The sequence below is a fragment of the Lipingzhangella halophila genome (assembly GCF_014203805.1).
Taxonomy (GTDB): Bacteria; Actinomycetota; Actinomycetes; order Streptosporangiales; family Streptosporangiaceae; genus Lipingzhangella; species Lipingzhangella halophila.
The window spans coordinates 5,380,593-5,403,257 of record NZ_JACHJT010000001.1 but is presented as its reverse complement, the minus strand read 5'-3'; the positions used below and the strand labels follow the sequence as shown (position 1 = coordinate 5,403,257).

Genomic DNA, 22,665 nt, shown 5'->3' with positions numbered 1-22,665 from the left:
ACGAGACTGGCCGAAAATAGGTGGACTCCCTGGTAGCTGTGGGATGAATCGCCTTGACATCGGCCGAGAGTGTCGCGTCTCACCTGTGGTTCATTGCAGGTGGTCATCTGGTTGACACGTATCGTTGGGTGACTGTTCGGCGCTTCTGGGGCGGCCTGTCACCGGGTCGCGTACATGACGTCGACGTCCCGGACGGTGAACCCGAGCGACTCGTACAGTTGCGTCGCCGCACGGTTGCTCTCGTCCACATAGAGCAGTATGCCCGGCAGCCCGCGGTCGCGCAGGTAGCGCAGTCCGACCAGGGTCAGGGCGCGGCCGAGGCCGGTGCCCCGCCATTCCGGGGCGACTCCGACGACATACACCTCGCCCGCGGGCTCACCATCGGTGATCCCGGCGCCGTCGACGTGGATCTTGGTCCAGTGGAAGCCCGCCAGAGCACCGGTCGCGGTGTCCTCGGCGACGAACAGCCCGTTCGGGTCGAACCAGTCCTCGGCCTCGCGTTGCCGGAGGTCGTCGAGGGTGATGCCGCCCTGTTCCGGGTGGTCGGAGAAGGCCGCCGCGTTCACTTTCAGCCACGCGTCCTCGTCCGTCCCGACCTCGAACGAGCGGATGATGAGGCGCTCGCCCACCACGTCCGAGAGAGCGGGGGGACTCAGCTCGGGTGCGGGGCCGTCAGCGGTGTCGCGCAGCGGCAGCCACATCCTTTGGAGCTCGCGCACCTGCCGCAGCTCGGCCGAGCCCGCCAGGGCGACCGCGCCTGGCAACCGGCCGTGCGCCCACACGCGCAGCCCGTCGGCCGGGGCGTCCTCGCGCAACGAGCGCAGGAGCGAGATGCCATGCCCCCGCCGGCGGTGTCCCGGTTCGACGACCAGCTCGGCGGAGTCGGGCTCGCCGGGCGTGCGCTCGGCCATCCCGAAACCGACGAGAACGCGTCCCTCGCCGCTGTCGTCGTGCAGCAGGTGGAACCGCGCGGTTCCGGAGGGCGCGCCGTGCCGGACGCGCAGCAGGGACTGCTCCGACAATGGGGCGACCCCGTCGTGTTTACGCGCCGACTCGGCCAACGCGGCCACGGCTTCGGCCTGATTTGCCGGGATCGACTCGGTGATGTGCGGGTTACTCATACTCCGAGCCTAGATTGTGCGGATGGTCAGCTTCGGCGGCGGTGGCCGACATAGCCGCCGCCGGCGCGGACCCGGCGCACTGGGCCCAATGGCGCGGCCAGGAGCAGCAACAACACCAGGACGGCGAGCAGCATCGTCCCGGTGACAAGTGGCGACCGCGAACTGTTCGGCTCGGTGGCGGCGGCTGACGTCTCCTCGCTCTCGTCGCCGCCAGGCTCGACAGTGGGCAGATCGGCGAAGTTGTCACTCGGCGAGTCCACATCGGGCAGGTCCGCGGGGTCGCTGGGCAGTTCCGGCCGTTCGGCCGCGCCGTCACCGCCGCCGCGTGGAGTGTCGGGGCCCTCCGGCGCGTCCGGCAGCGGCGGCTCGGGGCCCGAAGGGGCCGCTTGGTCTGGCTCCGCGCCATTGGCGAAGTCACCACCGGTGCCCCCGCCGGCTTCCGAGCCGCCGGTGGAACCGTCGTTACCGGCAGCTCCGGCTTCCGAGCCGCCGGCGGAATCGTCGTTACCGGCAGCTCCGGCTTCCGAGCCGCCGGCGGAATCGTCGTTACCGGCAGCTCCGGCTTCCGAGCCGCCGGCGGAATCGTCGTTACCGGCAGCTCCGGCTCCGGAGCTGCCGCGGGAGTCACCGCCGGAGTCGGCAGCGCTGGCGGAGCCGCCCTCTCCCGAGCCGCGCTCGGAGCCACCGCCCGATTCCGAACCCGGGGCGCCGCGAGTCGGCGGGTCCGCGGGTTCGCTGGTGGGTTGCTGCGTGGGGGCGTCACGGGGAGGCTTGACCGGTTTCTCGCTGCCGTCCTCGCCGCCGTTGGGAGGCTCTTCGGCGGAGTCGTCGCCGTCCTGCTGCCCGTCGCCGTCCTCGGGGGGATCGCCGGGATCCTCGGGGCCGTCGCCGTCCTCAGGAGGCTCCCCGGGGGAGTCGTCGCCGTCCTGCTGCCCGTCGCCGTCCTCGGGGGGATCCTCGGGCTCCTCGGGATCCTCGCCGTCCTCAGGGGGGTCCTCGTCCTCGGGAGGCTCCTCGTCGTCCTCCGGAGGAAGCACCTCCACCTCCAGTGGTGCGGACTCCACGGTGCTTCGTTCCCCATCGGGAATGTCGGCGCAGTCGGAGCGGTCGCCGAGAGCGGCGTAGGTCACAGTGGCGGTTACGGTCACCGACTCATCGGGGGTACCGGTGGCCTCGGCGCTCGCCGGCGGGGTCTCGGAATCGAGCTCGCCCACCTCGAAACCGTTGTCGGCGCGCACACCGTATAAGCAGGTCCCGTCCTGCGGCCCGCCGTCGACGAGCACGGTCAGCGCGGCGGTCTCGCCGGCCTCGACGGCGATGTCCTCCGGGCTGACCGTGACAACGGGAGCGTCGTCAGCGGACGCCGGACCCGCGAGCCCCACCAGGGTGGAGCCGATGAAGACGGCGCCAAGCGGCACCCCGGCCAGGACCCGGAGGGGAAACCAGTGGGGGTGGCCGTCCTCGCCGCTCAGCATCGGGACAGTCCTCCTCGTTTCGCCGCAGTGCGCTGTCGCCGACACCGGCGTGGTCGCGCCGTGGTGGCTGCGAACGGCGGGAGTCGGCCGCCCCAGCATGATAGGAGGTTCGGCCCCGTGTCACGAGTCCCGCGAACTGAGCGATTCCGGCCCCTTTTCCGCGATCTTCCTCCTCCGGGGCGGGGAGCCCCGGCGCTCAGCCGCGCGATCGCACGGGGCCGGGCGTGTCGGCCGACGCGTCGTTGTCCTCCTCCTGGGACACCGACGTGTCGCCGGAGGCGGCCTTGGACGACGGGTCGGGGACGAAGCGGTAGCCGACGTTGCGCACGGTTCCGATCATGGACTCGTACTCGGCGCCCAGCTTCGCCCGGAGCCGCCGCACGTGGACGTCGATCGTGCGGGTGCCGCCGAAGTAGTCGTAGCCCCAGACCTCCTGGAGCAGTTGGGCGCGGGTGAACACCCGCCCGGGATGCTGCGCCAGGAACTTCAGCAGCTCGAATTCCTTGAAGGTCAGGTCAAGGATCCGCCCGCGCAACCGGGCAATGTAGGTGGCCTCGTCGATGACCAGGTCGCCGCGGCGGATCTCGTCGGGGTCGTCGGTGCTGGCCTCGGCCTGGCCGATCGCCAGCCGCAGCCGGGCCTCGACCTCGGCCGGACCCGCGGTGCTGAGCAGGAAGTCGTTAACCTGCCAGTCAGGGGTGAGGGCCGCGACACCGCCCTCGGTCAGGATCACGATGAGCGGGCAGTCGAGACCGGTCGTGTCGAGTAGGCGGCAGAAGTTGCGCGCCGCGACCAGGTCCTTGCGGGCATCGACCAGGATGGCGTCCACGGGCATACTCGCCGAACGGTCGGTGCTCGGCGCCAGTAGAGCGCCGGCCTCCGCGGGGCAGACACGTACTGAGTGCAGCAGGAGGCCGAGGGCGGGTAGAACGTGGTCCGACGGTTCGTTGGAGTTCGTCAGCAACAGCAGATGGCTCATGGTCTCTTCCCGTCACCCCGCGTGATGCGGTCGTCGAAGGCACCATCGCCCCCGGTGAAGAATGAACTGAGTGTTTCGCCTCCGAATAAGCCAAGGATAGTCAACTATGGCGAGTGGAACCATTAGGTACTGGGCCGCGGCGAAGGACGCCGCTGGCCGGGAGTCGGAGTCCTATGAGGCGGAGACCCTGGCCGAAGCGCTGGAGGCGCTGCGTTCCCGGTACTTCGCGAACGACCGATTGCTGAAGGTGCTCGACCGGTCGTCGTTCCTGGTGGACGAGTACCCGGTGGGTAAGCGCGCGCACGGCGAGGTTGTACTGAAGGAGGGCGGCACAGTCGAGGTGCTGCCGCCTTTCGCGGGCGGGTAGCCCAGCCTGCGGTGTGTGCTCCTGCCGGGGCCAGGAGAACGCGACTGCGGAGGGAGATCATGAGCGGCACTGAACCTGCGCACCGGATCACCATGCTCGGTAAGTCCGGCTGCCATCTGTGCGACGACGCGCTCCGGGTGATCGAGCGCGTCGCCGCCGATCTCGGAGTTGGTTATGACGTGCGGGACATCACAGAATCGAATCGGGAAGAGCGCGACGAGTACTGGGAACAGATCCCGGTGACCTTCGTGGACGGGCAGCCGCACGATTTCTGGCGGGTGAGTGAGAAACGCCTCCGCGCCGCCCTTGAACGCCCTTGAATGAGCCTGTGAGCAGAGGGTTTCCCGTATGGACGACCCGCTTTGTGCTTACTTTCACAAGGGCGTAATCTGGGGCGAAAATCCGTTCCGGCCAGGGTCTTGACAGGTGTGATGCGTGGTCACATGGGGGCATCGGACCTGTGTGAACCCGACCACTGAGTCAGACCGACGATCGCTGCCCAGGAGCGCACGCCTGTGACCCGCCGAACCCCACGGCCCCGGGAGAGGGGAATCCCGGAGGCGACAGTCGCCCGACTCCCGGTTTACCTGCGCGCCCTGCAGGCGCTGAACGACCAGGGAACCCCGACGATCTCCTCTGAGGACCTCGCCGCCATCACCGGGGTGAACTCGGCCAAGCTCCGCAAGGACCTGTCCCACTTGGGCTCCTACGGGACCCGCGGGGTCGGCTACGACGTCGACTACCTCATCTACCAGGTATCCCGTGAGCTTGGTCTCACCCAGGACTGGTCGGTGGCCATCATCGGAATCGGCAACCTGGGGCGCGCACTAGCCAATTACGGGGGGTTCGGCTCGCGCGGCTTTCGGATCGCGGCGCTGCTGGACGCCGACTCCTCGATCGTTGGCGACAAGGTAGCGGGACTACCGGTGCGGCATATTGAGATCCTGGAAGAGGTTGTGGCAGGAGAGAGCGTCTCGATCGGTGTGATCGCCACCCCCGCGGCGGCGGCGCAGAGCGTGTGCGACCGTCTTGTCGGGTGTGGCGTTACCAGCGTCCTGAACTTCGCGCCTGTGGTGCTCAATGTGCCGCCGAGCGTGGATGTGCGTAAGGTCGATCTGTCTATCGAGCTTCAGATCCTGGCCTTCCACGAGCAACGAAAGTCCGACGGCTATGGCGGGCCGGAGTGGTTCGGGATACCGGGAAGCCTGACCTGAGCGGGTAGCGGTATGTGTGTCGCGGTTGTAGTGCCTGTATTGGAGCGCAGATGAGTGTCCTCGCCGTCGGGGTGAGCCACCGGAGTTCGCCCGTCGCGCTGCTGGAGCGTGTCGCGCTCGACGCCGACGCGCGCCGGAAAGCCATGTCCGAGATGGCGAACTCCGCGACGGTCAACGAGGTGATGACGGTCAGCACGTGCAACCGCACGGAGGTCTACGCCGACGTCGACAAGTTCCACCCCGCTGTTACCGCCGTCACCGAGCTGCTCTCGTGGCACACCGGGGTCGCGCTGAGCGAGCTCGCACAGCACCTCTACGTGCACTACGAGGAACGCGCCGTCCAGCACCTGTTTTCCGTCACGTGCGGCCTCGACTCCATGGTGGTCGGCGAGGGGCAGATCCTCGGCCAGGTGCGCGACTCCCTCAAGGATGCCCAGGACGGGGGCACATTGGGGCGCGTGCTGAACGACCTGGGCCAGCGCGCGCTCCGGGTGGGCAAGCGCGCACACACCGAAACCCACATCGACCACGCCGGTGCCGACATGGTGGGCCTCGGGCTCACTGTGGCCGGCCGCCACCTGAGCCCCGGCCTCGAAACACCCGCGGGTGAGGACACCACCGCGGCCGGGACGCGGGCCGGCGCCCCTCGCTGCCCGGTGGACCGTTCGGCCGCCGCACGCGACGCCATCGACGTCGACGACGTAGCGGCCGCGCTCCCGCGGCCGCAGGCACTCACCGGCATTCGCGTGCTGGTCCTCGGCGCCGGATCGATGAGCGCGCTCTCGGCCAACGCGGTGGCCCGCCAGGGCGCGAGCACCGTCCTCGTCGCGAACCGCACCCACGACAGGGCCGCGCGCCTCGCCGAGTGCCTCACTGAGGCCTACGAACCCATCGACAGCCGGGCCATCCCGTTCGAGACGGCGGCCGACGCGCTCGCCGAGGTCGACCTGGTGGTCTCCTGCACGGGCTCCCAGGGCCTGGTGCTGACCAGCGACACCGTTGAGAGCGCCACAGTACGGCGGCGCGGCTCCGCGCGCCCGCTTGTCTTCCTCGACCTTGCGCTCCCGCACGACATCGACTCCGGGATCCGCGACATTCCCGACGTCCACCTGGTCGACATCGAAGACCTCCGGCAGGAAGTGGCGCGTGACGACAGCGGAGAGAGCGGCGCCGGCCACACCGGTGCGGTCTCGGTGGTCCGCGAGATCGTCGACGAGGAAGTCGCCGAGTACCAGTCGGTCCGCCGTGCGGAGCTCGTCGCCCCGACCGTCGTCGCGCTGCGCAGCAAGGCACGCATGGTCCTCGACAGCGAGCTCGCCCGGCTCGAAGGGCGGTTGCCCGACCTGGACGACAAGACGCGCGACGAGGTCACCTACGCGATGCGGCGCGTCGTCGACAAACTGCTGCACCAGCCCACTGTGCGCGTGAAGGAGCTGGCAGCGGGGCCCGGCGGCGACTCCTACGAGGCGGCGCTGCGCGAGCTGTTCGACCTCGACCCCGGCACTGCCGACGCGGTGGCCAAACCCGAACCCGGCGCGCGCCGCGCGCACGGTGAGGAGCGGTAGTCATGAGTCCCGCACCGGTCCGCCTGGGCACCCGCCGCAGCCCCATGGCCACGTCGCAGTCGCAGCGCGTCGCCGACGCGGTGACCGCGACCACGGGGATCCCGGTCGAGCTGGTGCTGATCACCAGCTTCGGCGACGTCACCAAGGCCCACCTGACCCAGCTCGGCGGTACCGGTGTGTTCGTCAACGCACTCCGCGATGAGCTGGTGTCCGGCACCATCGATGTCGCTGTGCACTCGCTGAAGGACCTGCCGACCACCCCCGCTGACGGGCTGGGCCTGGTCGCCATCACCGAGCGGGACGACCCGCGCGACGCGCTGTGCGCCCGCGATGGGCGGAAGTTCGGCGACCTGCCGTCCGGTGCGCGAATCGGTACCGGCTCTCCGCGCCGCGTGGCCCAGCTCGCGAGCCTGCGCCCGGACCTGGACTACGTCCCCATCCGCGGCAACGCCGACACCCGCCTGGGCAAGGTCGCCTCCGGCGAGGTCGACGCGGTTGTGCTGGCCTACGCCGGGCTGCTTCGGGTGGGCCGCGCCGACCACATCACCGACGTATTCGAACCCGAGCAGGTGCTGCCCGCGCCCGGCCAGGGGGCGCTCGCTGTCGAGTGCCGCACCGAACGCGCGGTACCGGACGACCTGGGCAAGCTCGCCGCTGTGGACGACGCCCGGACCAGGGCCGCCGTCACAGCGGAGCGTGTCGTCCTCGCGGAGCTGGAGGCCGGATGCGCCGCCCCGGTGGGCGCCTACGCCGAGTGCTACGACGGCCGGTTGCGGCTGCGCGCCGCGGTCGTTGCCACCGACGGCTCACGCGCGATACATCGGGAAGGGTCGGTGCGTACCGACGGCGGCGACACTGGTGACCCCGCAGACGCTAACGCTGCTGCGGACCTGGGCCGGCAGCTTGCCCGCGAAATGATCGAGGAAGGAGCCGACCGCATCGTCGCCGATGCCGGCGCCCAGGGTGGGGCGCCGCGACCGGAGTAATGAGGAGCGATCGCACATTGAATCCGCAGAGTGACAACCAGGAGCCGCGGTCCCAGACCCCGGCTACGCCCGCAACCGGCCACGTCGCCCTCGTGGGTGCCGGACCGGGAAGCGCGGAGCTGCTGACACTTCGCGGTGCGGCACTTCTCGCCAAGGCCGATGTGGTCTTCACCGTGCGGGAACCGGGCGCGGAGCTGGCGAAGTACCGCAGCACGTTGCTGTCGCACTGCCACGAGGACGTCAAAGTCGTCGAGCCGGCCGAGTGCGGCGGGGAGATCGACGCGCTCGCCGTGTCCCACGCGCGCGATGGCCACCGGGTGGTGCGGTTGTACAGCGGCGATCCGCTCTTCGGCTGCCGCGGGGCGGACCTCGCCGCCGCCTGCCGCGAGGCCGGTGTCGAGTACGAGATCGTGCCCGGCCTGTCGGCGGTGACCGCCGTTCCCACCTACGCGGGGATCCCCCTCATGCCCGAGGGCGTGAGCGAGGTCCGGGTGGTCAACGCCAAGGACCCGGGAGTCGACTGGACCAATCAGGGCGAGGGGACGCTCGTCGTGATGTTCCCCGACGCGCCTGACGGCGAGGACGCCCGGCACAGCGGCCCGGGCTACGACCAGTTGTGCAAGGCGCTGGTGGCCGGAGGGCGTCCGGGGACCACCCCGGTGGCCGCGACCCGCATGGGAAGCACCACCGAGCAGACCACGGTCGTCTCCACGCTGTCGCGGCTGACCGCCGACATCAAGGCCGCCGACGCCAAGGGCAACAACGTCCCGACCCCCGCCCTGCTGGTTGTCGGGGAGGCCGCCGAACGGCAGCGGGACCTGTCCTGGTTCGAGACGCGCCCGCTGTTCGGCTGGCGGGTCCTCGTCCCGCGCACCAAGGAGCAGGCGGCGAGCCTGTCGGAGCAGCTTCTGGGGTACGGCGCCGTACCCGAGGAGGTGCCCACGATCTCGGTCGAGCCGCCCCGCACCCCGCAGCAGATCGAGCGGGCGGTCCGCGGCCTGGTCACCGGCCGCTACCAGTGGGTCGCGTTCACGTCGTTCAACGCCGTGAAGGCCATCCGCGAGCGGTTCGAGTCCTACGGACTGGACGCCCGCGCGTTCGCCGGGGTGAAGGTCGCCGCGGTTGGGGAGCAGACCGCCGCCGCGCTGCGCGACTTCGGTATCCAACCCGACCTCACCCCGCCGCCCGGCAAGCAGTCCGGCGCCGGCCTGGTCGAGGTGTGGCCGCCCTACGACGCCGAGCTCGACCCGATCGAGCGCGTACTGCTGCCTCGGGCCGACATCGCCACCGAGACGCTCGCGGCCGGGCTCAGCGATCTCGGCTGGGAGGTCGACGACGTCACCGCGTACCGCACGGTGCGCGCCGCACCCCCGCCCGCCCCGACCCGCGAGGCCATCAAGGGCGGCGCGTTCGACGCGGTGCTGTTTACGTCGTCCTCGACCGTCCGCAACCTCGTGGGGATCGCCGGGAAGCCGCACAACGCGACCGTCATCGGGGTGATCGGCCCCGAGACCGCCAAAACCGCCGAGGAGTTCGGCCTGCGCGTCGATGTCACCGCCCCGAGAACATCGGTTTCCGCACTGGCGGCCGCCCTTTCGGAGTACGGTGCCGCACAACGGGCGGAGGCCGTCGCCGCCGGCAAGCCCGCCCTCAAGCCAAGCCAGAAGCGGCGTGGTCGCAGGCGCAAGACCGTCTGAGGAAACCACCGCACCGCAGAGCGAGGAGCCGTCCGCGCATGACCGCCCGATTCCCCACCGCCCGCCCCCGCAGGCTGCGCCGCACTCCCGCGTTGCGGCGCCTGGTGGCCGAGACCCGGGTCAGGCCTGATGAGCTGATCCTGCCCGTCTTCGTCAAGGAGGGCATCGACGCGCCGAGGCCGGTGCCGTCGATGCCCGGGGTCGTCCAGCACACCCGCGAGAGCGTGCGCAAGGCGGCCGAGGAAGCCGCCGAGGCCGGTGTCGGCGGGCTGATGCTGTTCGGGGTGCCCGAGTTCAAGGACGAGCGGGGGTCCGCCGCCGACGACCCCGGGGGCGTGATCCAGTTGGCGCTGCGCGACCTCTCCGCCGACCTCGGTACCGACATCGTGCTCATGGCCGACCTCTGCCTGGACGAGTACACCTCGCACGGGCACTGCGGCGTGCTCACCCCCACGGGTGAGGTGGACAACGACGCCACTCTGGAGCGCTACGCGTCCATCGCCGTTGCGCAGGCCGCCGCGGGGGTCCAGGTCGTCGGCCCCAGCGGGATGATGGACGGCCAGGTTGGCGCGATCCGCGCGGCCCTCGACCAGGCCGGCTACACCGATGTCGCGATCCTCGCCTACGCGGCGAAGTACGCGTCGGCGTTCTACGGGCCCTTCCGCGACGCAGCCGAGGGCGCGCCCCAGTTCGGCGACCGCGCCGGGTACCAGCAGGACCCGGCCAACGTCCGCGAGGCACTGCGCGAGGTGGAGCTCGACGTCGGTGAGGGCGCCGACATGGTCATGGTGAAACCGGGCCTGGCCTACCTGGACGTCGTCGCCGAGGTGGCCCGCACGTCCCCCGTCCCCGTGGCGGCCTACCAGGTGAGCGGCGAGTACGCGATGGTGGAGGCCGCTGCGCAGAACGGGTGGCTGGACCGCGAGCGGGTCATTCTGGAGACGCTGTTGTGTCACCGGAGGGCGGGCGCCGCCCAGGTCCTCACGTACTGGGCAACCGAAGCAGCGCGACTGCTGCGCTAGGGGAGACGCTCCCCGATCGCGCGGTCGAGGTCGGGGAGGCGAGACACCGACCGCGACCGCACGATGGGGAGGGGCGATCTTGGTCGGCGTGATGTCCCGGCGGAAACGCCGCCCCGCGGCCAGCGGGATGCTGGACGCGGCACTGGAGTACGCGGCACTGGGGTGGCCGGTGTGCCGCGGCGCCGAGCCCGGCGGTGTTGGCCGGGCCTGCGTCTGCGACCGCATGGGCTGTCCCGACCCGGCCGCGCACCCACTGTCGGCGGCCTGGGCGCTGGAGGCCACCACCACACCGGAGACCATCCGGCGGTGGTGGGCGCAGACACCGAAGGCCAACATCGTCCTTCCGACGGGGCGGGTGTTCGACGTGTTCGACGTGCCCGCGAACGCCGGTGTCATGGCGCTCGCCCGGATGGACCGGTCCGGGGTGCAGGCGGGCCCGGTGGCCGCGGTCGACGGCCGGCGGTACCTGTTCTTCGTGGCCACCCGCTCCCCGGCGGACGAGGACGAGTGGTGGTCCTGCCATCTCGACTGCGTCCCCGAGAGCATCACCGAGACCCCCGGGCTGCGTTGGCACTGCCGCGACAGCTACGTTCTCGCCCCACCGTCGTGCCTTCCCTCGGGCGACGGCGCCGGCTGGATCCGGTCCCCCCACGACTCCGAGCGCGGCGTCGAGCTGCCCGACCCGATCGTTGTCCTCGACGTCCTGGCGGACACCTGCGAGTAGGACACGGGACGCGTTGTTCGACATTTGATCGACAAAAGTTGAACACGCGTATATGCTGGCCTCATGGCAACATCGATCGGTTTTCGGCCGACGCCGGAGGACGAGGCGATCATTCACCAGGCCATGCGCGAGGGTGAGCGCACGAGCGATGTGATTCGTCGCGCTCTCCGGTTGCTCGAACGCGAGGTCTGGCTGGCCCGTGCTCGTGACGACGCCGAGAACAACTCGGACGAGGACCTCTCCACGGAAGAGGACGAGTGGTGATTCGGGGTGCCGTCTACCGGGTTGATTTTGGCGATGCGAAACGGGGGCACGAGCAACGTGGCCGTCGCTACGGTCTGGTGCTGAGTCCGACATCTCTGCCGTGGAGTGTCGTGACGGTCATCCCCACGTCAAGAAGCGCCCGGGCTATGATCTTCCGCCCCCAGTTGGAGATCGCGGGCTCGGTCACCCGGCTGCTGGTGGACCAGATGCGTAGCGTGGACGTCGACTACGTTCATGGTGATCCCGTGCACTACCTGGACCGCTCCGAGATGGCGGAAGTCGAACACGCCGTGGTCCGGTACCTGGGACTGTAGCCCGGCGCTCGGCAGGCCGCGCCGGGCACCGCTGCTGGCGGACCTCCTAGACCGGCAGGTCGAGCTTCTCGTCGCTGATGACGACACCGTCCTGGTCGCTGTAGACCCACGCCTCCGGGGTGAACAGGACGTTGCCGAACGCTACCGGGATGTCCAGGAACCCGGCGCCGGTCTTGCCGGACTTGCGCGGGTTGGACCCGAGCGCCTTGATGCCGAGGTCGATCTTGGCGAGCTCGGTGACGTCGCGGACGGCACCGTGGATGATGACGCCGGCCCACCCATTGTCGAAGGCGGCCTTGGCGACCTGGTCCCCCAACAGGGCCGTGCGCAGCGAGCCGCCGCCGTCGACGACCAGCACCCAGCCCTCGCCGGGTTGGTTCAACTGCTCCTTGACCAGCGCGTTGTCCTCGTGGCACTTGATCGTGGCGATGGGGCCGTGGAACGCGTCGCGGCCGCCGTACGCCTGGAACTGCGTCTCGCAGCTGCCGAGTACCTCCCCGTGGTTGTCGATCAGGTCGGCGGTGGCGAAGACCTCGGTCATGGAGGCTCCTTTGTCTTTTGTAGTGGCGTGCCCTCAAACCTACTGATCGCCGCGGCGACGTGCGCAGTGGGGCACCCGCGCTGCCCCGCGCCCGGTGGGGCGGCGGCACGGGCGTCCGCGCTCCTGCCAGACTGGGGCCGTGGGTACCAAGAAGACTTCCGCTGAACTGTTCGAGCGCGCCAGTACGGTCATTCCGGGCGCGGTGAACTCCCCTGTCCGCGCGTTCGGGGCTGTTGGTGGCACACCGCCGTTCATGGCGTCGGGCTCGGGCCCCTATCTCACCGACGTCGACGGCAACACCTATGTCGACCTGGTCTGCTCGTGGGGACCGCTGATCCTCGGCCACGCGCATCCGGCCGTCGTCGAGGCGCTGGAGGAGGCCGTGCGCCGGGGAAGCTCCTTCGGAGCGCCGATTCCCGGCGAGGTGGAACTGGCCGAGGAGATCGTCGCGCGCACCCCGGCCGAACAGGTACGGCTGGTCAACTCCGGGACCGAGGCCACGATGTCCGCGGTCCGGCTGGCCCGCGGGGCCACCGGCCGGAGCAAGGTCATCAAGTTCGCCGGGAACTACCACGGCCACGTCGACGCGCTGCTGGCCTCCGCCGGCTCGGGCGTGGCCACGTTCGCGCTGCCGGACTCCCCGGGCGTGACCGGGGCGAGCGCCGCGGACACCCTGGTGTTGCCGTACAACGACATTGAGGCGGTCGAGCGCGCCTTCGCCGAATCGGGGCCGGACATCGCCTGCGTCATCGCCGAAGCCTGCCCGGCGAACATGGGGGTCGTCCCGCCGCGGGACGGGTTCAACGCCAAGCTGCGTGAGATCACTGCCGCGCACGGTGCCCTGCTGGTCCTCGACGAGGTCCTGACGGGGTTCCGGGTCAGCCGTTCGGGCTGGTTCGGGCTGGACGGCGTGCAACCCGACCTCGTCACGTTCGGCAAGGTCATGGGGGGAGGGGTGCCCGCCGCGGCGTTCGGCGGCCGGGCCGACCTCATGGAGCGTCTCACCCCGGCGGGCCCGGTGTACCAGGCGGGCACGCTCTCGGGAAACCCGCTGGCCACCGCGGCCGGCCTCGCCACGCTCCGCAACGCGACCCCCGACGTCTACGCGCACATCGACCGGGTGGCCGCGCAGGTGTCCGAGGCCGTGGGCCGGGAGCTGAGCGCGGCCGGGGTCCCGCACCGGATCCAGCACGGCGGGAACCTGTTCACCGTGTTCTTCACCGAATCGGAGGTGCGGGACTTCGACGGCGCCCGTGCGCAGGAAACCGACCGGTTCGCGGCGTTCTTCCAGGCGATGTTGGAGCAAGGGGTCTACCTGCCGGCCGCTGCGTTCGAGGCCTGGTTCTTCTCGGCGGCGCACGACGACGCGGCCATCGACCGGGTTGTCTCGGCGCTACCGGAGGCGGCCCGGGCGGCCGCCCGGGCCGGGGCCTGACGGTGGTTCGCGGTAGTCCGCTCACCAGGAGCGCTACGGATTTCGCTGGCCCCTCGTTAAACAGCTCTTTACTATGAGGAGATGCTTGACCTAGACCGGTTGCGTGCGCTCAACGCCATCGCGGAGTACGGATCGGTGAGCGCGGCGGCCGACGTCCTCGGCATCACGACGTCGGCGGTCTCCCAGCAGATCGCCAAGCTGGAGCGGGAGACCGCCTCGCGGCTACTGGAACGCAACGGGCGCGGTGTCCGGCTGACCGATGCCGCCTATCTCCTGGTTCAGCACTCCGAGCGGATCCTCACCCTGATCGCCGAGGCCGAGGCGGATCTTGAGGCGCAGCGGGGCACGGTCGCGGGTCGGATCAATGTCGCGGCGTTCGCGACCGCGTCCCGCGGCCTCATGCCCAGCGTGCTGCGCGACGTCGCGCAGCACCATCCGGGGCTGCGTGTCCGGCTGCACGAGCTCGACCCGAAGTACTCGCTGCCGCAGGTCCTGCGCGGCGAGTTCGACCTCGCGGTGGTGCACGACTGGGAGAGCTCGCCGCTTCCCACCCCCGAGGGCCTGGACAGGGAGCAGCTCCTCGACGACCCTGCCGAGATCGCCCTTACCGAGTCGCATCGGCTGGCCGGGCGCGAGGCGGTGGGCTTCGCCGAGCTCGCCGAGGAGCCCTGGATCGGTGCCCCGCCCGGCGACATCTGCCATGCCTGGCTGTGCGACACGCTGCGTCGGGGCGGGGTAGAGCCCAAGGTGGTGCACTACGCCTCGGAGTACCCGACCCAGTTGGCACTGGCCGCGGCGGGGCTCGGGGTCGCCGTGCTTCCCCGGCTGGGCCGCGGCACGATCCCGCCGGGGGTGGTCGCGGTGCCCGTCCGGCCGGCGCTGCACCGCAGCATCTATGTTGTCTGGCGCAGCGAGGACGGCCGGCGGCCGGTCGTCCGTGCCATGGTGGACGCGCTGCACACAGCGGTCGATAGGTTTGAGGAGACGCAGGCGGCGTGTGGTCCGCCGAGTGTCACCCAGCCAACGAGGCGCGACTGACTCGGAAGGAAATCCTCGCCCACGATGACCACGACCACCGTTGTCCATCTACTCAGGCACGGCGAAGTGCACAATCCGAAGGGTGTCCTGTACGGCCGGTTGCCCGGCTACCACCTGAGCGAGAACGGGAGCCGAATGGCCGGGCTCGCCGCGGACTGGTTCGCCGGGCGGGACATCGCGGCCCTGCGCACCTCGCCGCTGGACCGCGCGCGCGAGACCTCCCGGCCGCTGAGTGGGGCGTTCGGACTCGACGCCGAGGTCGACGACCGGTTGGTGGAGGCGGCGAACCACCTGCAGGGAATAGTGCTGAGCTCGCGGTCGCTGGCGAATCCGAAGGTGATGCGTCGGGCGTACAACCCCTTCCGGCCGTCCTGGGGGGAGTCGTACTCCCAGATCGTCGAGCGGATGGTCGAGGCGGTCAAGACCGCACGCAAGGAGGCGTGGGGACGCGAGGCCGTCTGCGTCAGCCACCAGCTCCCCATCTGGATGACCCGGCGCGCCGCTGAGCGGAAGCGGCTCTGGCACCGGCCCGATCGCCGCCAGTGCGGTCTCGCGAGTGTGACCTCGCTGACCTTTGAGGACTATAAGCTTGTCAGCGTCGGCTACAGCGAGCCCGCGGCGTCCCTGTACGCCGGTGGGTCCGCCTCCACCAGTGGCACGTGATCAGGGCATTGCGTGACAGGGTAGGCTGACACGTTGGGTGCGGTGTTTCGCGCGGGCAGGGCCCACGCGCCCGGTGCCTCCACGAGTAGACACCCCGCCGCATTCTCTTCGAAGGGCGCTCGTGCCTGCGCTCGCGTGCGCGCGGGGCGGCGGTCGCGCTTGTTCTGGTCGTCTGCGAAAGGTTGGCCCCCATGGGTTCCGTCATCAAGAAACGCCGCAAGCGCATGGCGAAGAAGAAGCACCGCAAGCTCCTCAAGCGGACCCGGATCGCGCGCCGCAACAAGAAGTAGGGACATGGGCACCGCCTTTCCGCGGACGCGCGGTCCTCGGCCCGGTTCCGGAGCAAGGACCCACCGCAACCCTGAACGATCCCTCCCAAGGAGGCGTGCGGCCGTGGCTCGCGTCGTGCTCGTCACCGGGGTCTCCCAGTACCTGGGGGCCCGGGCCGTCCAGTCTCTGCAGGATGACCCGGACGTGGATCGGGTCATCGGGGTGGACTCGGAGCCTCCCCGCCTCCCGATCGGAGCGGCCGAGTTCGTGCACACCGACGTGTGTGGCGACGAGGTCGACCGGGTGATCCGCGAATCCGGTGCCGACACGGTGCTGCATCTGGGCCTGCTGCCCGCCTCCGGCGGGCCCGGCGGGACAGAGCCAGCTCAGGAGAGCACCCTTGTCGGCACGATGCAGGTGCTCGCCGCCTGCCAGCGGTCCGCAACCGTCAACCGTCTGGTGCTGCGTTCGAGTGCGGCGGTCGACGCGCGCGAGGGTGCGGAGGTCGAGCGGTATACCCGAGGGCTCGCGCGGCGGCGTCCGGACCTGTCGATCGCGGTACTGCGGTTCGCCAATGTCATCGGCCCCTCAATGGAGACCCCGCTGACCCGTTACCTGGGCATGCGGATCGTTCCCAAACTGCGCGGCTACGACCCCCGGATGCAGTTCATCCACGAGGAAGACGGCGTCGAGGTTCTGCGCAGGATGGCGCTGGGCAGCGGCAGCGCCTACGACGGCTTCTTCGACGTCGCCGCTCCCGGGGCGATGCCGCTGTCGGCGTGCCTGCGCCGGGTCGGCCGCCCCGGCATCCCGGTCCCCGAGCGCGGGCTCCGCGTGCTCGGCGGGCTTGGGCGGCGGCGCGGGGGCCGCTACTCGCCGGAACGGCTGCGCCGGCTCTGCTACGGCCGGGTGCTCGACACCGGCCAGTTGGAGCGCACGCTGGAGTGGACCCCGACCTACACGTCGCAGCAGGCGTTCGAGGCGTATGTGTCCGGGCGCACGTCAGCCCGGTTCGAGCGCTCTGGGCCCCCGGCCCGGGTGGGACCGGAGGCCCGCCCTCTGCGCGCTGCTGTGGGCCGCTGACTCAGGGCCTTCTGCGTCGGCGGAGTACCCCGACCGCGACACCGCCGGCCACCGCGCCGGCGACAGCGGCCGGCACGCCGACGCGCAGTGTCCTGCGGTGTGTGCGGAACTCGTGGATGGGCCACCCGTTCGACTCTGCGTGCTCCCGGAGTTCGCCGTCGGGGTTCACCGCGTTCGGGTAGCCCACCATGGACAGCAGCGGGAGATCGTTGCTGGAGTCGCTGTAGGCCGTGCAGGCAGCGAGGTCCAGTCCATCGTGCGCGGCCAGGGCGCGTACCGCCTCAGCCTTGGCGTCACCGTGCAGCAGGTCGCCGACGAGCCGTCCCGTGTACACCCCGTCGACGGTCTCGGCCACCGTTCCGAGGGCGCCGGTGAGCCCCATGCGGCGCTTGATGATGTCGGCGAGCTCCACTGGGGTGGCCGTGACCAGCCACACCCGGTGGCCGCCGGCGAGGTGGCCTTGCACGAGCCGGCGAGCGCCCTCCCAGATGCGGTCGGCCATCGTGTCGTCGTAGATCTCCTCGCACAGCGCCACCAGATCGCCAACGTCGTGCCCGGCGACGAAGGCCAGAGCCGCCTCGCGCGCGGCGTTGATGTGCTCGGCCTGCTCGTTCCCGCTGAACCGGAACACCATCTGGCCCCAGGCGAAGCGGAGCAGGTCGCGGGTGGTGAACAGGTCGCGCGCGGCGAGTCCGCGCGCGAAGTGGTAGATCGAGGCACCCCGCATGAGGGTGTTGTCGACGTCGAAGAACGCGGCCGCCGGGCCGGCGGCCGCGCCGGCCGTGTTCCCGGCCGCCGCGGCGGCCGCCTCACCTGTGATCGCGGCACGGCCGTGGTCTCCGCGGGAGGTATCGCGCCCCATGCCCCGAAGCCTACGGCCGCCGCGCGCGGTTCCGGTGCATATCGGGCGTCCGCGCTGTGACCGTCCGGTTCCGCGGGTACCGGGCGCGGTGCGGCGGTGCCGCTTGGGGAGTGTTCGATGCGGGCTTCCGGATCAGCGAGCAGGGAGTCCGGGCGATCTCTCGCACGACGATTCGCGCGGCGCATCCTGGTTGGCTGGGCAAGCGGCATCGGCGCGGCGGGAGTGCCCTATTGCGCGCTGCTCCGCGGCCTCGCACAGCGGGGGCCCTGCCTGGCGGCCGCGAGCCCGGAACGGTTCGCCAAACACGACCCAGCCCCTACGCGCACCCGCCGGTACCGGGTAATTGGCGAGGGATGCCCAGTGAGGTAACTCACATACTAATCGTGGCAAATCGCCTAATAAGCCACAGACCACGTAAGACGGCTCAGATTTGCGCGCTCTCCGGTCGAAACAGGGGGTGAAAGTGCAGCATTATTGGCGGGATGGTCGAGGTAGGTCTGGCATTCGTCTGTGCACTCGTGGCTTGGAGCGCCACAGCCGCGGTGATCGCTCTGTATGCGCGCAACACGCAGCTCTGCCTGCTGATCTGGGTCCTGTCGGCCGTGAGCGTCGCGATCGCGCTGAGCGCGGCGTTCCTGGGAGCGCTTCTGGGGTTCTCGGGGATCACGTTCCGGGTGTTCCAGATCGGGGTCACGCTGTTCGGCCCGGTGCTGGCGGCGTGGGGAGCTGTGGAGTTCGCGTGCGGTTCCGCCCGGGTGCGCTTCGGTTCCCGGCTCGTCGTCGCGACCCTGACGATCGTTCCGCTGGTGATCCTCAGCGTCGACCGATTGGGCGGGCAGTACGGCAGCGGCTTCCCCGCCATGTCCGAACACTACGACGTCATCCCCGTCTACGTGCTCGGCCTGGTGCACACAGTGGTGGTCGGCACGCTCCTCGGGTGCCTGATCGCCGTGCTGAGCGGCGGACGGGCACGCCCGCGGCTCGCCGGGCACCAGGCGACGGTGCTCGGGCTGATCGGGCTCGCGGTGCTGCTGGAGATCATCGTCGGCCGGTTCGGCCTGAGCTTCCTCGGACAGTTGTTGATCGTGGGGGCTGTCGTCAGCCTGTGGGTCGCGTGCGTAAAGGTCCAGAGCCCGCCGCGGGACGCGAGCCCCCGAGGCCGCAGAGCCGGGCGGCGGGACGGTTTCGACGACCCGGATGACGATTTCGACGACGAGCCCGATGATGGCCGTTTCGGGATGGAGGACGACGTGCCCCGCAGGCGACGCTCAGCGGCAGGCGGATTCGACGGCGATGGTGCGGTGCCACCCGAGCGGGCGACCCGGCTGCGCGGAATCATCACGATCTACACGATCGTCGAAGGCCACCAGGACATCTTCGACGACCTCGCGGAGGAGGTGGTCGCGGAGGTGACCAAGCGCGAGCCCGACACCCTGCTGTTCGCCTGCCACACCGTCTCCAGCGCGCCCCTGCAGCGCATCATCTACGCGATCTACCGCGACCAGCTCGCGTTCGAGGAGCACCAGCAACAGCCGCACATCGTCGAGTTCGCCCGCAAGACCCACGGACGCGTCGCGGCGACCAACGTGATCGAGCTGGCTCTCGCGGGCGCCTCGGCCTCCGACAACCTCGCGGCACTCCTGATGTCGCGCTGACTCGGTGCCCGAGGTGCGGCTGAGAGAACGCTTGGAATCGAATGGGGATCCCCCTCTGCTGGCAGTGGAGCCATGGGCGTCGAGTACGCTTTCACACTGATACTTCGGGCTCTGGGTGTCATACCGATGCCTGGAGCGACTAGGCGACGCGTCCTTCGAGATCAGGGCGGCTGCGCGGTTCGCCGGAACTGAACGGGAGAGTGCTGGTAGCCCGATGCGAAAGATTCTGGTCCTTCTGATCTTCTTGCTGATCGTGCTGGTCGTAGCCGATCGTGGGCTGCACTACGCCGCGCAGAACGAGATCGCCAACCGGGTGAGCCAGCAGTACGACATGGCATCGGAGCCGGAGGTCACCATTTCCGGAATCCCGTTCCTCACCCAGGCGGTCAGCGGTGAGTACTCCGAGGTGCGCATCGTTACGGGCGCGCTGACAGTGGGCGAGGTGCAGTTGGAACGCGTGGACATCACCGCGCACGACGTCGAGGCCCCACTGGGCGACCTGCTGTCCGAGCCGAAGGTCACCGCGGGGGCTGCTGACGCGCAGGTGATGCTGCCGTACAGCGAGCTGCAGAAGCAGTTGCCCGAAGGCATCGTGATCGAGAACGAGAACGGCCAGCCGCGCGTCAGCGGGGACCTCGCAGTTCTCGGGTTCAGCGTGGCGGTCGCCGCCGACATCGAGGTCACCGCCGAGGGGGACACCTTCGCGATCACCCCCTCGAACATCGAGGTGGGCGAGTCGCCGGTGGACGTCGGCGCTGCCGTCGAGGAGAAGCTGACGGCGTCCGCGCCAGCCCCGCAGCTGCCGTTCGACCTGCAGGTGACCGAGGTCGAGGAGCAGCCCAACGGTGTCGAGGTCTCCGCGGAGGCGTCCGACATCGACCTGGTGAACGGGGCGAACCAGGAGTAGCGAGGTGCTGCCGCCGGAGCCCTCGACGGTGCCGCGGTGAGCGGCACGGCCCCGGCGGTGGTCGCGTACCCGCCCGGTCAACTACGCCGGACGCTTTCGCGCGGCGCCAGCGGTGACGAAGGGGGGAACCGGATGACCGGCGACTACGGCTCACCCGTGCTGCACCCGGACGACCTCGGGGCGGCGGAGTTCGGCGAGCGGGCGACGCTCGTGCAGTTCTCCTCGGCTTTCTGCCAACCGTGCCGGGCGACCCGCCGGATCCTGGCCGATGTCGGCTCGATGGTCGGCGGGGTCGCCCACGTGGAGATCGACGCCGAGTCCCACCTGGAGCTGATGCGGGGGCTGGACATCGAGCGGACCCCGACCGTACTGGTGCTGGACTCCCGGGGACGGATCGTCCGGCGGGCCAGCGGGCAGCCACGCAAGGCCGACGTGATCGCCGCCCTGGGCGAGGCGATCGGCGCCCGGTAGCGGGCGCGATCCCTGGACACGCCGGTTACCGCCAGCGACCGCCAACCCCCGAGCAGTGAGCACGGGTGGGGTCCCTCACCCGTGACATCCGGCTTCTCAGGCCGTACGATCGAGGGCGTGAGTTCTCCAACAGAGGCGATGCTGACGAAGCGACGGGCGGTTGATTTCTGCCACGTCGCCACCGCGCTCTGTTCTGCTGGCCGCTAGAGCCCAGCGTCGTGGTGTCATCCCTCTCTGCGCTGGCTCTTCGCCGGCCGTCCGGGCACCGGCCGTCCACGATCCTTCTCGCACCGCTCACGCAGCAGGGGAACCCACAATGCAGGTCGACCCACGAGGGCAGCGGTTCGCCGCCGCCGTTAGCGCGCTGGTACTCGCCGTAGTACTGGCCAGTGGGAGCGCCATGCTGCTGGCCGCCCAGGGTCTGGTCTTCGCTGTTGCCGCGGTCGCCGGGGTCCGCTACTCCCCCTACGGGCTGCTCTACGCAATCCACGTGCGACCGAAGCTTGGGCCGCCTCGGGAACTGGCGGACGCCGCTCCGCTGCGGTTCGCGCAGGGTGTGGGACTCGCCTTCGTCGTGGTCGGGCTGGTGGGGTACCTGTTCGCCGGCGTCTGGTTCGGGGGCGTCCCCACCGCGCTTGCGTTCCTCGTCGCCTTTCTGAACGCCGCCTTCGGCCTGTGCCCGGGCTGCGAGATGTACGTACTACTCAACCGCCTGCGACCCCCCTGGCAGGGGCGTATGACCGAGCCGTCACCGCGGTAGACGCGCGCCGTCCGCCGCACAACGATCAAGGAGGTTCCCATGAGCCGCTCCGATGTCCTTGTGGACGCCGATTGGGTGGAGGCCCACCTGAACGACCCAAATGTGGTTCTCGTCGAGGTTGACGAGGACACATCGGCCTACGACAAGGGACACATCCCCAACGCCATCAAGATCGACTGGAAGCAGGATCTCCAGGACCCGGTCAGGCGGGACTTCATCGACCGTACGGGATTCGAGAAGCTGCTCTCCGAGCGCGGCATCTCCAACGACGACACGGTCGTGCTCTACGGCGGCAACAACAACTGGTTCGCCGCCTACGCGTACTGGTACTTCAGGCTCTACGGGCACCAGAACGTCAAACTGCTCGACGGCGGCCGCAAGAAGTGGGAGCTCGACTCCCGCGAGCTGACCGACGAGGTGCCCACGCGGGCCAAGACCAACTACACGGCCCAGGAGCAGGACACCTCGATCCGCGCCTTCCGCGAGGAGGTCGTCGACGCGATCGGGACGAAGGACCTCGTGGACGTGCGCTCCCCCGACGAGTTCGTCGGCAAGCTGCTCGCCCCGGCGCACCTGCCCCAGGAGACCTCGCAGCGTCCGGGGCACATCCCCACGGCGCGCAACATCCCCTGGGCCAAGACCGCCAACGAGGACGGCACGTTCAAGTCCGACGAGGAGCTGCGCGAGCTCTACACCGAGGCCGGTGTCGACCTGAACAAGGACATCATCGCCTACTGCCGTATCGGCGAGCGCTCGTCGCACACGTGGTTCGCGCTGCACGAGCTGCTCGGCCTGGAGAACGTGAAGAACTACGACGGATCGTGGACCGAATACGGCTCGCTGGTTGGCGTGCCGGTGGAGCTTGGGGAGGCCAAGTGAGTGACAACGGGTGCGGCGCGCCGGTCGGCGGCGTGGCCCTTGCCGACGTTGACCCCGGTGACCAGGCGGTGATCCAGGGCACTGTGCAGCGTGACGGAGTGCCGCTGAGTGGTGCCTACGCCCGGCTGCTGAACTCCTCCGACGACTTTGTCGGCGAGGTCGCGACCGGTGCGGAAGGTACGTTCCGGTTCTTCGCCGCCGATGGTGACTGGAAGGTCCGTGTCCTGGCCTCGAAGGGCTTCTCCGAGGAGTACGCGGTGCGCGCCGAAGTCGGCAAGGTGATCGACCTGCAGGTGAGCGCCTGACCCCAAGGCTCGTGGGTGCGATCGCCGGCGCCGGCGGGGGTTCCCCCGCCGGCGCCGGCGTTTTTGTG

At 70.0% G+C, this 22,665-nt stretch carries 26 protein-coding genes; 21 read left to right on the top strand and 5 right to left on the bottom strand.

Annotated elements, in window-relative coordinates; genetic code table 11:
• Window positions 1-158: 158 nt before the first annotated feature.
• The 3 genes from mshD to F4561_RS24500 form a co-directional block, all read right to left on the bottom strand.
• A complete protein-coding gene (gene mshD, locus F4561_RS24510; RefSeq protein ID WP_184582056.1) occupies window positions 159-1,121 on the bottom strand; it encodes a mycothiol synthase in 963 nt (320 codons plus the stop codon).
• Window positions 1,122-1,147: 26 nt separating this feature from the next.
• Window positions 1,148-2,596: an immunoglobulin domain-containing protein gene (locus F4561_RS24505; RefSeq protein ID WP_184582054.1), complete on the bottom strand. Its 1,449-nt coding sequence runs from the start codon at window positions 2,594-2,596 to the stop codon at window positions 1,148-1,150.
• A gap of 196 nt (window positions 2,597-2,792) precedes the next feature.
• On the bottom strand, window positions 2,793-3,575 hold the full coding sequence (locus F4561_RS24500; protein ID WP_184582052.1) for a winged helix-turn-helix transcriptional regulator: 783 nt from the start codon (window positions 3,573-3,575) through the stop codon (window positions 2,793-2,795).
• A gap of 106 nt (window positions 3,576-3,681) precedes the next feature.
• Between F4561_RS24500 and F4561_RS24495 the strand changes: the two genes are divergently transcribed.
• The 10 genes from F4561_RS24495 to F4561_RS24450 all read left to right on the top strand — a co-directional run bounded on the left by F4561_RS24495 (window position 3,682) and on the right by F4561_RS24450 (window position 11,728).
• Complete coding sequence (locus tag F4561_RS24495) at window positions 3,682-3,942, top strand: MoaD/ThiS family protein (protein ID WP_184582050.1); 261 nt, start codon at window positions 3,682-3,684, stop codon at window positions 3,940-3,942.
• 59 nt (window positions 3,943-4,001) lie between these two features.
• Entirely contained in the window at window positions 4,002-4,262 is a 261-nt protein-coding gene (locus F4561_RS24490) for a glutaredoxin family protein (protein ID WP_184582048.1), read from the top strand.
• A 195-nt stretch (window positions 4,263-4,457) separates the two neighbouring features.
• Window positions 4,458-5,156 (top strand): redox-sensing transcriptional repressor Rex, encoded by a 699-nt coding sequence (locus tag F4561_RS24485; protein WP_184582045.1) that lies wholly within the window; start codon window positions 4,458-4,460, stop codon window positions 5,154-5,156.
• Between the two features lie 50 nt (window positions 5,157-5,206).
• Complete coding sequence (locus F4561_RS24480; protein ID WP_184582043.1) at window positions 5,207-6,721, top strand: glutamyl-tRNA reductase; 1,515 nt, start codon at window positions 5,207-5,209, stop codon at window positions 6,719-6,721.
• Between the two features lie 2 nt (window positions 6,722-6,723).
• On the top strand, window positions 6,724-7,707 hold the full coding sequence (gene hemC, locus F4561_RS24475; protein ID WP_184582041.1) for a hydroxymethylbilane synthase: 984 nt from the start codon (window positions 6,724-6,726) through the stop codon (window positions 7,705-7,707).
• A complete protein-coding gene (locus F4561_RS24470; protein ID WP_184582039.1) occupies window positions 7,707-9,404 on the top strand; it encodes a bifunctional uroporphyrinogen-III C-methyltransferase/uroporphyrinogen-III synthase in 1,698 nt (565 codons plus the stop codon). Before hemC ends, F4561_RS24470 begins: the two co-directional genes overlap by 1 nt.
• Before the next feature lie 38 nt (window positions 9,405-9,442).
• Entirely contained in the window at window positions 9,443-10,426 is a 984-nt protein-coding gene (gene hemB, locus F4561_RS24465; protein WP_184582037.1) for a porphobilinogen synthase, read from the top strand.
• Between the two features lie 127 nt (window positions 10,427-10,553).
• Window positions 10,554-11,150, top strand: a complete 597-nt coding sequence (locus tag F4561_RS24460) for a bifunctional DNA primase/polymerase (RefSeq protein ID WP_184584114.1) — start codon at window positions 10,554-10,556, stop codon at window positions 11,148-11,150.
• A 63-nt stretch (window positions 11,151-11,213) separates the two neighbouring features.
• Window positions 11,214-11,414 (top strand): hypothetical protein, encoded by a 201-nt coding sequence (locus tag F4561_RS24455; protein ID WP_184582035.1) that lies wholly within the window; start codon window positions 11,214-11,216, stop codon window positions 11,412-11,414.
• Complete coding sequence (locus F4561_RS24450) at window positions 11,408-11,728, top strand: type II toxin-antitoxin system PemK/MazF family toxin (protein WP_312885515.1); 321 nt, start codon at window positions 11,408-11,410, stop codon at window positions 11,726-11,728. Before F4561_RS24455 ends, F4561_RS24450 begins: the two co-directional genes overlap by 7 nt.
• 46 nt (window positions 11,729-11,774) lie before the next feature.
• On the opposite strand, the gene rraA is transcribed toward F4561_RS24450, so the two are convergent.
• Window positions 11,775-12,269: a ribonuclease E activity regulator RraA gene (gene rraA / locus F4561_RS24445; protein ID WP_184582033.1), complete on the bottom strand. Its 495-nt coding sequence runs from the start codon at window positions 12,267-12,269 to the stop codon at window positions 11,775-11,777.
• Window positions 12,270-12,408: 139 nt separating this feature from the next.
• Between rraA and hemL the strand changes: the two genes are divergently transcribed.
• From hemL to F4561_RS24420, 5 genes are all read left to right on the top strand, one after another.
• The gene (hemL, locus tag F4561_RS24440; protein ID WP_184582031.1) at window positions 12,409-13,704 is read left to right on the top strand and encodes a glutamate-1-semialdehyde 2,1-aminomutase; all 1,296 of its coding nucleotides are present in this window, start codon (window positions 12,409-12,411) and stop codon (window positions 13,702-13,704) included.
• An 81-nt stretch (window positions 13,705-13,785) separates the two neighbouring features.
• On the top strand, window positions 13,786-14,742 hold the full coding sequence (locus F4561_RS24435) for a LysR family transcriptional regulator (RefSeq protein WP_184582028.1): 957 nt from the start codon (window positions 13,786-13,788) through the stop codon (window positions 14,740-14,742).
• A gap of 24 nt (window positions 14,743-14,766) precedes the next feature.
• Window positions 14,767-15,405: a histidine phosphatase family protein gene (locus tag F4561_RS24430; RefSeq protein ID WP_184582026.1), complete on the top strand. Its 639-nt coding sequence runs from the start codon at window positions 14,767-14,769 to the stop codon at window positions 15,403-15,405.
• Between the two features lie 191 nt (window positions 15,406-15,596).
• The gene (locus tag F4561_RS24425; RefSeq protein ID WP_017621272.1) at window positions 15,597-15,695 is read left to right on the top strand and encodes a 30S ribosomal protein bS22; all 99 of its coding nucleotides are present in this window, start codon (window positions 15,597-15,599) and stop codon (window positions 15,693-15,695) included.
• Window positions 15,696-15,798: 103 nt separating this feature from the next.
• Window positions 15,799-16,758, top strand: coding sequence for an NAD-dependent epimerase/dehydratase family protein (locus tag F4561_RS24420; RefSeq protein ID WP_184582024.1), 960 nt, complete (start codon window positions 15,799-15,801; stop codon window positions 16,756-16,758).
• A gap of 1 nt (window position 16,759) precedes the next feature.
• Here the strand turns inward: F4561_RS24420 and F4561_RS24415 are convergent, their stop codons facing one another.
• Window positions 16,760-17,620: an HAD family hydrolase gene (locus F4561_RS24415; RefSeq protein ID WP_184582022.1), complete on the bottom strand. Its 861-nt coding sequence runs from the start codon at window positions 17,618-17,620 to the stop codon at window positions 16,760-16,762.
• A gap of 542 nt (window positions 17,621-18,162) precedes the next feature.
• Here F4561_RS24415 and F4561_RS24410 point away from each other — a divergent pair.
• From F4561_RS24410 to F4561_RS24385, 6 genes are all read left to right on the top strand, one after another.
• Window positions 18,163-19,275, top strand: a complete 1,113-nt coding sequence (locus F4561_RS24410; protein WP_312885514.1) for a putative quinol monooxygenase — start codon at window positions 18,163-18,165, stop codon at window positions 19,273-19,275.
• A 214-nt stretch (window positions 19,276-19,489) separates the two neighbouring features.
• Window positions 19,490-20,182 (top strand): LmeA family phospholipid-binding protein, encoded by a 693-nt coding sequence (locus tag F4561_RS24405; RefSeq protein ID WP_184582018.1) that lies wholly within the window; start codon window positions 19,490-19,492, stop codon window positions 20,180-20,182.
• Between the two features lie 132 nt (window positions 20,183-20,314).
• A complete protein-coding gene (locus F4561_RS24400; protein WP_184582016.1) occupies window positions 20,315-20,653 on the top strand; it encodes a TlpA family protein disulfide reductase in 339 nt (112 codons plus the stop codon).
• 316 nt (window positions 20,654-20,969) lie between these two features.
• Complete coding sequence (locus F4561_RS24395; RefSeq protein WP_184582014.1) at window positions 20,970-21,413, top strand: DUF4395 domain-containing protein; 444 nt, start codon at window positions 20,970-20,972, stop codon at window positions 21,411-21,413.
• A 39-nt stretch (window positions 21,414-21,452) separates the two neighbouring features.
• Window positions 21,453-22,292, top strand: a complete 840-nt coding sequence (locus F4561_RS24390; RefSeq protein WP_184582012.1) for a sulfurtransferase — start codon at window positions 21,453-21,455, stop codon at window positions 22,290-22,292.
• Window positions 22,289-22,597 carry a DUF1416 domain-containing protein gene (locus F4561_RS24385; protein WP_184582011.1) on the top strand — a complete coding sequence of 103 codons (309 nt, stop codon included), beginning with the start codon at window positions 22,289-22,291 and terminating at the stop codon, window positions 22,595-22,597. Before F4561_RS24390 ends, F4561_RS24385 begins: the two co-directional genes overlap by 4 nt.
• The last annotated feature ends 68 nt before the right edge of the window (window positions 22,598-22,665 follow it).

What these genes read in the sequence shown, in the direction of transcription:
- F4561_RS24495 (WP_184582050.1), top strand. Translation starts at nt 3,682, where the DNA reads ATGGCGAGTGGAACCATTAGGTACTGGGCCGCGGCGAAGGACGCCGCT.
- F4561_RS24505 (WP_184582054.1), bottom strand. Translation starts at nt 2,596, where the DNA reads ATGCTGAGCGGCGAGGACGGCCACCCCCACTGGTTTCCCCTCCGGGTC.
- F4561_RS24480 (WP_184582043.1), top strand. Translation starts at nt 5,207, where the DNA reads ATGAGTGTCCTCGCCGTCGGGGTGAGCCACCGGAGTTCGCCCGTCGCG.
- F4561_RS24400 (WP_184582016.1), top strand. Translation starts at nt 20,315, where the DNA reads ATGACCGGCGACTACGGCTCACCCGTGCTGCACCCGGACGACCTCGGG.
- F4561_RS24425 (WP_017621272.1), top strand. Translation starts at nt 15,597, where the DNA reads ATGGGTTCCGTCATCAAGAAACGCCGCAAGCGCATGGCGAAGAAGAAG.
- F4561_RS24470 (WP_184582039.1), top strand. Translation starts at nt 7,707, where the DNA reads ATGAGGAGCGATCGCACATTGAATCCGCAGAGTGACAACCAGGAGCCG.
- mshD (WP_184582056.1), bottom strand. Translation starts at nt 1,121, where the DNA reads ATGAGTAACCCGCACATCACCGAGTCGATCCCGGCAAATCAGGCCGAA.
- F4561_RS24490 (WP_184582048.1), top strand. Translation starts at nt 4,002, where the DNA reads ATGAGCGGCACTGAACCTGCGCACCGGATCACCATGCTCGGTAAGTCC.
- F4561_RS24395 (WP_184582014.1), top strand. Translation starts at nt 20,970, where the DNA reads ATGCAGGTCGACCCACGAGGGCAGCGGTTCGCCGCCGCCGTTAGCGCG.
- F4561_RS24455 (WP_184582035.1), top strand. Translation starts at nt 11,214, where the DNA reads ATGGCAACATCGATCGGTTTTCGGCCGACGCCGGAGGACGAGGCGATC.
- rraA (WP_184582033.1), bottom strand. Translation starts at nt 12,269, where the DNA reads ATGACCGAGGTCTTCGCCACCGCCGACCTGATCGACAACCACGGGGAG.
- hemB (WP_184582037.1), top strand. Translation starts at nt 9,443, where the DNA reads ATGACCGCCCGATTCCCCACCGCCCGCCCCCGCAGGCTGCGCCGCACT.
- F4561_RS24500 (WP_184582052.1), bottom strand. Translation starts at nt 3,575, where the DNA reads ATGAGCCATCTGCTGTTGCTGACGAACTCCAACGAACCGTCGGACCAC.
- hemC (WP_184582041.1), top strand. Translation starts at nt 6,724, where the DNA reads ATGAGTCCCGCACCGGTCCGCCTGGGCACCCGCCGCAGCCCCATGGCC.
- F4561_RS24460 (WP_184584114.1), top strand. Translation starts at nt 10,554, where the DNA reads ATGCTGGACGCGGCACTGGAGTACGCGGCACTGGGGTGGCCGGTGTGC.
- F4561_RS24405 (WP_184582018.1), top strand. Translation starts at nt 19,490, where the DNA reads ATGCGAAAGATTCTGGTCCTTCTGATCTTCTTGCTGATCGTGCTGGTC.
- F4561_RS24430 (WP_184582026.1), top strand. Translation starts at nt 14,767, where the DNA reads ATGACCACGACCACCGTTGTCCATCTACTCAGGCACGGCGAAGTGCAC.
- F4561_RS24415 (WP_184582022.1), bottom strand. Translation starts at nt 17,620, where the DNA reads ATGGGGCGCGATACCTCCCGCGGAGACCACGGCCGTGCCGCGATCACA.
- F4561_RS24390 (WP_184582012.1), top strand. Translation starts at nt 21,453, where the DNA reads ATGAGCCGCTCCGATGTCCTTGTGGACGCCGATTGGGTGGAGGCCCAC.
- F4561_RS24435 (WP_184582028.1), top strand. Translation starts at nt 13,786, where the DNA reads ATGCTTGACCTAGACCGGTTGCGTGCGCTCAACGCCATCGCGGAGTAC.